Genomic DNA, 7,067 nt, shown 5'->3' with positions numbered 1-7,067 from the left:
GGTTTCACAAACCTTTCATTTGGAGAAAGATTATTAGAATCAGAAAGCCACATACGGTCAAAAAAGTCATAGAAAGTACCGATTCCAGGAGTATCCTTTACAGGAAAACCACTTAAAATGGCATACAAAGGACACTCTTTCAACATAGAAACCCAAACGGTAATAGAAGTTACCTTTAGCTTTAGTGATAAAAGATAGGAACGAAGCATGCAAGAGGGAGTTCTTGGAGCGGGACCAAACTTAGAATAATAGTCCTGCATCATAGTGTCAGTAAGAGATAAATCCAATTGCCAGAATTCAATAATAGTATTCCAAGTCTGTTTTGACAGGACAAAGGGATCAGGATAATAAATCGAAAACTGAGATATGAAAGTATCCTGGTAGGCGGGATGACCGCCGGAAATAATAGGTAACATTAAAATCGCCTCCAATTGAAATAAATTAATATAATCAATTGGCTTCGCCGCAAATTTTTGGCTATTTGTCAAGTTTTTTCGGTGAAAAAGTGGGTGATTTTAAAAATAAAGGAGTTGAACCCCTTATAGAATAAGGGCTAGAGATTCCGAGAAAGTATTAACAAAAAAAGGAGGATAATAAAATGAATTTTTTAAAGAACAAAGGAAAAGGGATCCTGCTGTGCCTTGTCATTTCGCTATTTGCATGGATTCTCGTAAATTCTGTTGCCGAACTGGAAATTATCGGCGCCCCCGTCATAGGAATTATGGCCGGAATGATCCTGGCTGTTATCATAAAAGACAGATCCGGCATATCGGAAGGAATCGCATTTACTTCAAAAAAAATACTGCAATATGCAGTCATCTTGTTGGGATTTGGGCTGAATCTGACGACGTTAGGAAAGGTAGGCCTTGCATCCCTTCCCATCATCCTTTCCACCATCTCTGTTTCCCTGATCGTGGCGTATATCATGCATAAGGCATTAAAAGTACCTGCTAAGACCTCCACGCTGATTGGCGTGGGATCATCGATCTGCGGAGGTTCTGCCATTGCTGCTACTGCACCTGTCATTGACGCAGATGATGAGGAAATTGCCCAATCGATTTCTGTCATCTTCTTGTTTAATGTAATCGCTGCCGTCATATTCCCGACATTAGGTTCCATACTCGGCCTTTCCGATTCCGGTTTCGGCCTGTTTGCCGGCACTGCAATTAACGATACCTCATCTGTAACCGCTGCCGCGTCCACATGGGATACCCTCCACGGTACAGACGGAGCCGTACTGGCATATGCGACAATTGTCAAACTGACAAGAACGCTGGCAATCATACCGATCACTCTGGTCCTTTCCTTTATCCGGATCAGAAGCGAAAAGAAAACGCATCTGGACAGCCCGAATAAAGTATCCATAAAAAATATATTCCCGATGTTCATCTTCTATTTCGTTCTGGCTTCCGTCATTACCACTATCATAACAAGCTTCTGCTCTGGCGCATCCTTGGCTGCTGCCGAAAGCGGCTTTGCATTTCTAAAACAGTTAAGCAAGTTCTTTATTATAATGGCAATGAGTGCAATTGGGCTGAATACGGATATCATAAAGCTGGTCAAAAAGGGCGGAAAACCGATCATAATGGGCTTCTGCTGCTGGATTGCAATCGCAGCCGTCAGCATTCTGCTACAGAAAGTTCTCCAGCTTTCATAGGGTTTCTGGGGGAATGCTGGATTTATCACGCTGAATAACTTCAAATATTTCGATGGCGGACTTGTCGATACTGAGTCTGCCTGTCGAAATTTCGATATGCCTGATTATGGGTTAACTGGCAGGCTCCGATGCCAGCTCAGCCTAAATAATAATCCCCTCCAGATGATCCACCTCATGCTGTATGATCTGCGCTGTCCATCCTTGAAACATCTGCTTCTGTTTCCTGAAATTCTGGTCTTCGTATTCAACTTCTATGGTCTCATATCTTGTTGTCTTGCGGACCCCGGTCAGCGACAGGCATCCCTCCTCGGTTTCATAAGGCTTCAGCCTTTTTTTGATAACAGGGTTCACCATGGGAACAATGCCGATCCCAACGCTGAATACGATGATTCTTTTTTTCACACCTATCATATTTGCTGCCATTCCAACGCAATGCTCTGCATTCGCCTTTAAGGTATCGATCAGATCCTCAATGACTGCCGCATCTGCTTTTGTTGCAGGTTCAGACTTTTGTCCGAGAAACAATTCATCTCTTACGATTGCTTTTACCATTTAATTCCCTTCTTTCCTATCAGGCCCATTCTGCCTGATGCCTTCTGATTTGCCATATCAATGATTGCCACAGCTTCGCTAAGGCTGATTTGATTTTTCTGTTTTATTTCACTCAGCAAACCCATCAACAGCTTGAAACATTTCACCTGAAATATCTGTAATATCCACAATCTCTTCTATGGGTATCCTTGTCCCGTCCAGCATGGCCACGATTCGTCCATATGCATCGATCTTCTTCACGATGCCCTTCGCAGAGATATAAGCCCCGCCTTGCTTCGATTCATCCGGCTGGAAATACAAAATCTCAACCTCAAGCTGCCTGCCTGACTGCTCCTGTATGATCCTCAGTTTTTCATCCAATATAGCTTTTGCAGTTTCATCCAGTTCAATCCTCTGGTCCGTCAGCCTGGCGGTTTCTTTAATTGCTCCATCAAAGCCTGTCAGGGCTGCAAACGGTGAAAATTGAGCGGCACGGTCGTGCACAGACATCTGCATGCGGTTGCCTGATACATGGTGCTGCAAGTGAATGATGTCCTCATAGGGATGTCTGCCTTTATGATCTCCGGTCATTTCCTGGTTCCTTTCACAAATTTATAGGTATGCCATTTCTCCTGTAATGGTTCAATACAATGTCCTTCACAGTCACATATGATGCACACGAATCGTTACATATCTATGCCTTATGGCCTCCGATCTGCTTGTTTCTTTCCACTGTCATGGCACCTTCCTCAAGGTTCGTGCCCTTCAGTATCGCATTCTTTCCGTATTTTTTCTTAATATCAAGGATCGCAAGCTGCATCTTCTTTTCCCTTTGCAGCTTCGCATCCTCTTCTTCTTTTTGCCTCTGCAAGGCTTCATAGTCCGTGAACAGATCTAGCTGTTCAAAAGACTTCTTCTGCACTGCAGCGCCTTCATTCACGACATGATTTGCCGTAATGTTTATTCTTCTGACCAGGAGTCGCTCATCCACAATCCGGGTATACAGATCCATGACCGCATCCATGATCAGCTTTGTGGAAGATGTCTGGCGATCCAGGTTTGCTGTTCCATGTGCGTGCTTTGGAACCTGACGTCCGTAGTGGTCTGTCGTTACCGGTCCGTGATAGCTCTTCCTGATCTCCGGATTGCTTAGATTTTCAATGTCATAGCCTACTGTCAGAACCATCTGGTCTGTCACAAGTCCCTTGTCCACCAGATCAAGTACCAGTAGGTCCGTCATTTCACGGACGATCAGCCTGGCCTTTTCATATCGGTAGGGACACTGCAGGACCTGGCCCGAGCCAAGACTGTTTGTGGCTGGCTTATATGCCTTCACATCTGCTATGGTGCATGGTTCCCAGCCCCACGCATGGTCGATTAGAAGCTCTGCATTGATTCCAAATAACCTGTAAAGCAGATCCTCATTATGATACTCATTCTTCTTTCCAACGGAACACCTTGCCACATCACCCATGGTGAACATCCCGTTCTCTTCCAGTTTCTTTGCATACCCTCTTCCGACCCGCCAGAAATCCGTCAGTGGTTTATGGGTCCAAAGAATCCGCCTGTATGACATTTCATCCAGCTCGGCAATTCTCACTCCGTCTTTGTCTGCAGGTATGTGTTTCGCCACGATATCCATGGCTATTTTGCAAAGGTAGAGATTTGTGCCTATTCCCGCTGTAGCGGTGATTCCAATCGTCTGATAGACCTCGCGTATCATCTTCGCTGCAAATTCTTTTGCCGAACAATTCGCCGTCTGCAGATATTGTGTCACATCCATAAACACCTCGTCGATGGAATAGACGTGGATATCCTCCGGTGCCACATACTTCAGATAGATGTTGTAGATCCGTGTACTGTATTCCATATATTTCGCCATTCTCGGCGGTGCTGCAATGTAATCCAGCGACAGTTCCGGTGATTTTCTCAATTCCGTATCATTATAAGAAGAGCCGGTAAAGGAATGATTCGGTGCTTTCCGGCTCCTGACTGCATTCGCTTCTTTCACTTTCTGTACCACCTCGAAGAGCCTTGCTCTTCCTGAAATCCCAATGGTTTTTAATGACGGGGATACTGCAAGGCAGATGGTTTTTTCCGTCCGGCTTGCATCTGCAACCACGAGATTTGTGGTCAGCGGGTCAAGACCCCGCTCCAGACATTCGACGGAGGCATAGAATGATTTGAGATCGATCGCGATATAGGTGTGATTATTCTGTTCCATTTTTTATCTCCATTACATTTCAGCTTTGTAACTATTCAGGACTATGTCCTTCATAGTCACATATGATGCACAAAAATTGCAGAACCAGCAATTTTGCGCATGCAGAACTCGAGTTTTCATGCAAAACCAGCATAAAAACATCTCGCGGAACAGGGGTTCTGAACAGTTACTCAGCTTTTATCATTCTTCATTATATACCATATTGTCCAGTCAGACTATCCCTGAACCAGGGCAGTTGTGGGGGATAAAAGGTAAAAAGAATGAATATAAAAAAAATCAACAGGACCACTATAAGGGAAGCATAAAGAGGGATGCCTTTCGAATGCTTGTAAACATGGATCCCGATACACTGCCCGACAGCGACAGCCAAAAGTAGTATCAATATATCCACGATCAGAAATCCCACCCCAAAGGCTTCCGTGTAAAAATAATGAGCCAACGGTATCGTTAATACAGAAAAAATCAATGAGGCTGCTAATCCGGCGAACCATTTTCGTGTGTCTATCTGATGTCTGGTCCTTTTGAAAAAGTAGATGATGACCCACCAGCCTGTCACAGGAAGCAGCAACATCTTCTGGTGCTCCCAGACGCTTTCATTAACTGCTGAAAACGCTCCTACAATCGGTGAATCTCCAGACAGCTCGAATAGAAAGTGGAAAATTGAGCCTATAAAAAACAGTAACGGGATACTGGTCAGGCACCATTTTGTGGTTGTTGATATGTTTTTTCTGTGCATGGTTTCACTCCTTTTTTGGTGATTTAAACAGTTTTCCCCATACTATAGCCTTTCTCTCAGATAATCTGCAAGCTTAGAGTCTACGCAGTAAACATAGCATCCTTTCATTCCCCTTGTCATAAGTGTCCGATATGTGTTTTTTATAACTTCATCAGCTATTTCATTTGCTTTCTCTGGATCTTTTTTATACATGGATTTGATTCCTTTTAAGGATTGATCAGTGGAAGCTCTCTTTGTAAAATCAGTGATGATTCTTCCGTTTTCATATCTTAAATCTTCTCCTATAATAACACCCACATAATCAAATTCCAAGCCTTGTGAGGTATGAATACAGCCTGCTTCATGAACAGAACTTTCATCAATGGCAAATGTAGTTGAATTTCCCAGATTCCAGCTCATTTCAAAATCTTTGATTTTAATGTCATGTACTGTGGAATCATTTTTTCCCTGCTTAAGCCAGTTCCAGCAATAACCTGCCAATATCCGGGAACGATTTCTATTGCAATTCCGTTCCATGATTAAATGCTGCATCTCCTGCGGCGTATCCATTATTCTAATATCATAATCAATATCCTTCATATCAAAATTGGCTGTCTGCCTGATATCCAATACATCATCAAGCCAAGCCAGATATCCATCGGAACCATTACAGCGGAACTGAGAAATCAATTCCTGGTAATAAATCTGTGCTCCCTGTTTTTTTGCCCAATGTTCAATTTCATCAATACTTCCAATATCTTTAATTGTGACCCGCTGGCTTTCATCAATAAAAAAGACACTGGACTTGGCAGCTTGAATAATTTCTTTAATCTGATTCTCGCCCAGGTTCTGGAACATCCCTGATTTTTCATTTAGTCTGTGTGCTTCGTCGACTAAAATGGTATCGACTCCATTTAACGGCGCTTCCGTATAAATGCCAGACCCCTTGAACATATTATCTACGCTGCTCTTTCGGACTTCACCTTTCAACTTCTTCTGATATACACTGCGTGGCGCGCTATTTTTAGAAACATACTGACAGAATTGTTCCTCTGCTGTCAGATCTGCCAAAAGATTAATGGCAACTACCGTTTTTCCTGTTCCGGGACCACCTTTTACAATCACTACTCGTTTTTTACCATCTCTTTGTGATTGTTTTGATATACTCATAATTTCTTCATACGCAATCTTCTGTTCATCGATCATAATGAACTCTTTGTTTCCCTTTAACATTGCTGCCAGAGAATCCTGCAATGATTTTGACGGTCTGATTCTTCCATTTTCAATCTGATAAAGTAATTCTTTCTGATCGCCCTGACTGATTGATTTCTTAATGAAATCTCTTAACTTCTCTACTTCACCCCTGGTAAACGCAGGTGCCTCTTCCAGATAAGTTTCATACTGGGATTCATCCAAGGGATCATTCTCCTGTCTCCTGTAATTATGCAAATAGGAGCATGGAGAAAGAAGGATATCTTTGCTTTGAACCGCTTCATTATAATCCTTGATCAGCATAGAATAAGACCAGGCCTGATAAGAAGGATGCACTACCCGTCTAACCGCATTCCCTGTATAAGTCTCAACCAGGGCATCCAGTCCGGGAACCGCATCCATCTTATCCCACTGCTTTAGTTCTATAATAACTACATTTCCTTTATTTGATGAATCATAACCGGATATCAAGAAATCAACACGCTTGGATGTCTGCGGAATATTATATTCGATTGCGATTCCCGCATCTATAGGTATCTCAGAATCATTCAATACTTTATACATATATAACAAAGAATTTTCCCACGACCGGAATTCATTTCTTGCAGTTGATCGATGCATCTTCTGGTAGATATTTTCCTCTATTTCAGCTGCAATTGCATCCTGCTCTACGCTCTTTAGAAAATCCGCTTTGGTGCCGTCATAAACAATCATCTTGTGCATTCCTT

General features: G+C 42.8%; 6 protein-coding genes and 1 pseudogene. 1 reads left to right on the top strand and 6 read right to left on the bottom strand.

What is annotated here, in order from left to right:
* Positions 1–416: pseudogene (locus BJR36_RS20565) on the bottom strand (hypothetical protein); the annotation flags it as partial.
* A gap of 182 nt (positions 417–598) precedes the next feature.
* On the opposite strand from BJR36_RS20565, the gene BJR36_RS09510 reads away from it, so the two are divergent.
* Entirely contained in the window at positions 599–1,657 is a 1,059-nt protein-coding gene (locus tag BJR36_RS09510) for a YeiH family protein (RefSeq protein ID WP_091233290.1), read from the top strand.
* A 141-nt stretch (positions 1,658–1,798) separates the two neighbouring features.
* On the opposite strand, the gene BJR36_RS09505 is transcribed toward BJR36_RS09510, so the two are convergent.
* The 5 genes from BJR36_RS09505 to BJR36_RS09485 all read right to left on the bottom strand — a co-directional run bounded on the left by BJR36_RS09505 (position 1,799) and on the right by BJR36_RS09485 (position 7,053).
* Positions 1,799–2,209, bottom strand: a complete 411-nt coding sequence (locus tag BJR36_RS09505) for a peptide deformylase (RefSeq protein ID WP_091233288.1) — start codon at positions 2,207–2,209, stop codon at positions 1,799–1,801.
* Between the two features lie 108 nt (positions 2,210–2,317).
* Positions 2,318–2,779: a hypothetical protein gene (locus BJR36_RS09500; protein WP_091233285.1), complete on the bottom strand. Its 462-nt coding sequence runs from the start codon at positions 2,777–2,779 to the stop codon at positions 2,318–2,320.
* 103 nt (positions 2,780–2,882) lie between these two features.
* Positions 2,883–4,412: a Y-family DNA polymerase gene (locus BJR36_RS09495; RefSeq protein ID WP_091233282.1), complete on the bottom strand. Its 1,530-nt coding sequence runs from the start codon at positions 4,410–4,412 to the stop codon at positions 2,883–2,885.
* A gap of 190 nt (positions 4,413–4,602) precedes the next feature.
* Complete coding sequence (locus BJR36_RS09490; RefSeq protein WP_091233280.1) at positions 4,603–5,148, bottom strand: DUF6512 family protein; 546 nt, start codon at positions 5,146–5,148, stop codon at positions 4,603–4,605.
* A 42-nt stretch (positions 5,149–5,190) separates the two neighbouring features.
* Entirely contained in the window at positions 5,191–7,053 is a 1,863-nt protein-coding gene (locus BJR36_RS09485; protein ID WP_091233277.1) for a DUF2075 domain-containing protein, read from the bottom strand.
* Positions 7,054–7,067 lie beyond the last annotated feature (14 nt).

The sequence above is a fragment of the Anaerobium acetethylicum genome, assembly GCF_900096945.1.
Lineage (GTDB): Bacteria > Bacillota > Clostridia > Lachnospirales > Lachnospiraceae > Anaerobium > Anaerobium acetethylicum.
Note: the sequence above shows the minus strand (reverse complement) of the source record. Positions and strands in the feature narration are given on the sequence as shown.

Excerpts from the sequence above, each read along its gene's own strand:
- BJR36_RS09510 (WP_091233290.1), top strand. The coding sequence starts at position 599 with ATGAATTTTTTAAAGAACAAAGGAAAAGGGATCCTGCTGTGCCTTGTC.
- BJR36_RS09505 (WP_091233288.1), bottom strand. The coding sequence starts at position 2,209 with ATGGTAAAAGCAATCGTAAGAGATGAATTGTTTCTCGGACAAAAGTCT.
- BJR36_RS09500 (WP_091233285.1), bottom strand. The coding sequence starts at position 2,779 with ATGACCGGAGATCATAAAGGCAGACATCCCTATGAGGACATCATTCAC.
- BJR36_RS09495 (WP_091233282.1), bottom strand. The coding sequence starts at position 4,412 with ATGGAACAGAATAATCACACCTATATCGCGATCGATCTCAAATCATTC.
- BJR36_RS09490 (WP_091233280.1), bottom strand. The coding sequence starts at position 5,148 with ATGCACAGAAAAAACATATCAACAACCACAAAATGGTGCCTGACCAGT.
- BJR36_RS09485 (WP_091233277.1), bottom strand. The coding sequence starts at position 7,053 with ATGATTGTTTATGACGGCACCAAAGCGGATTTTCTAAAGAGCGTAGAG.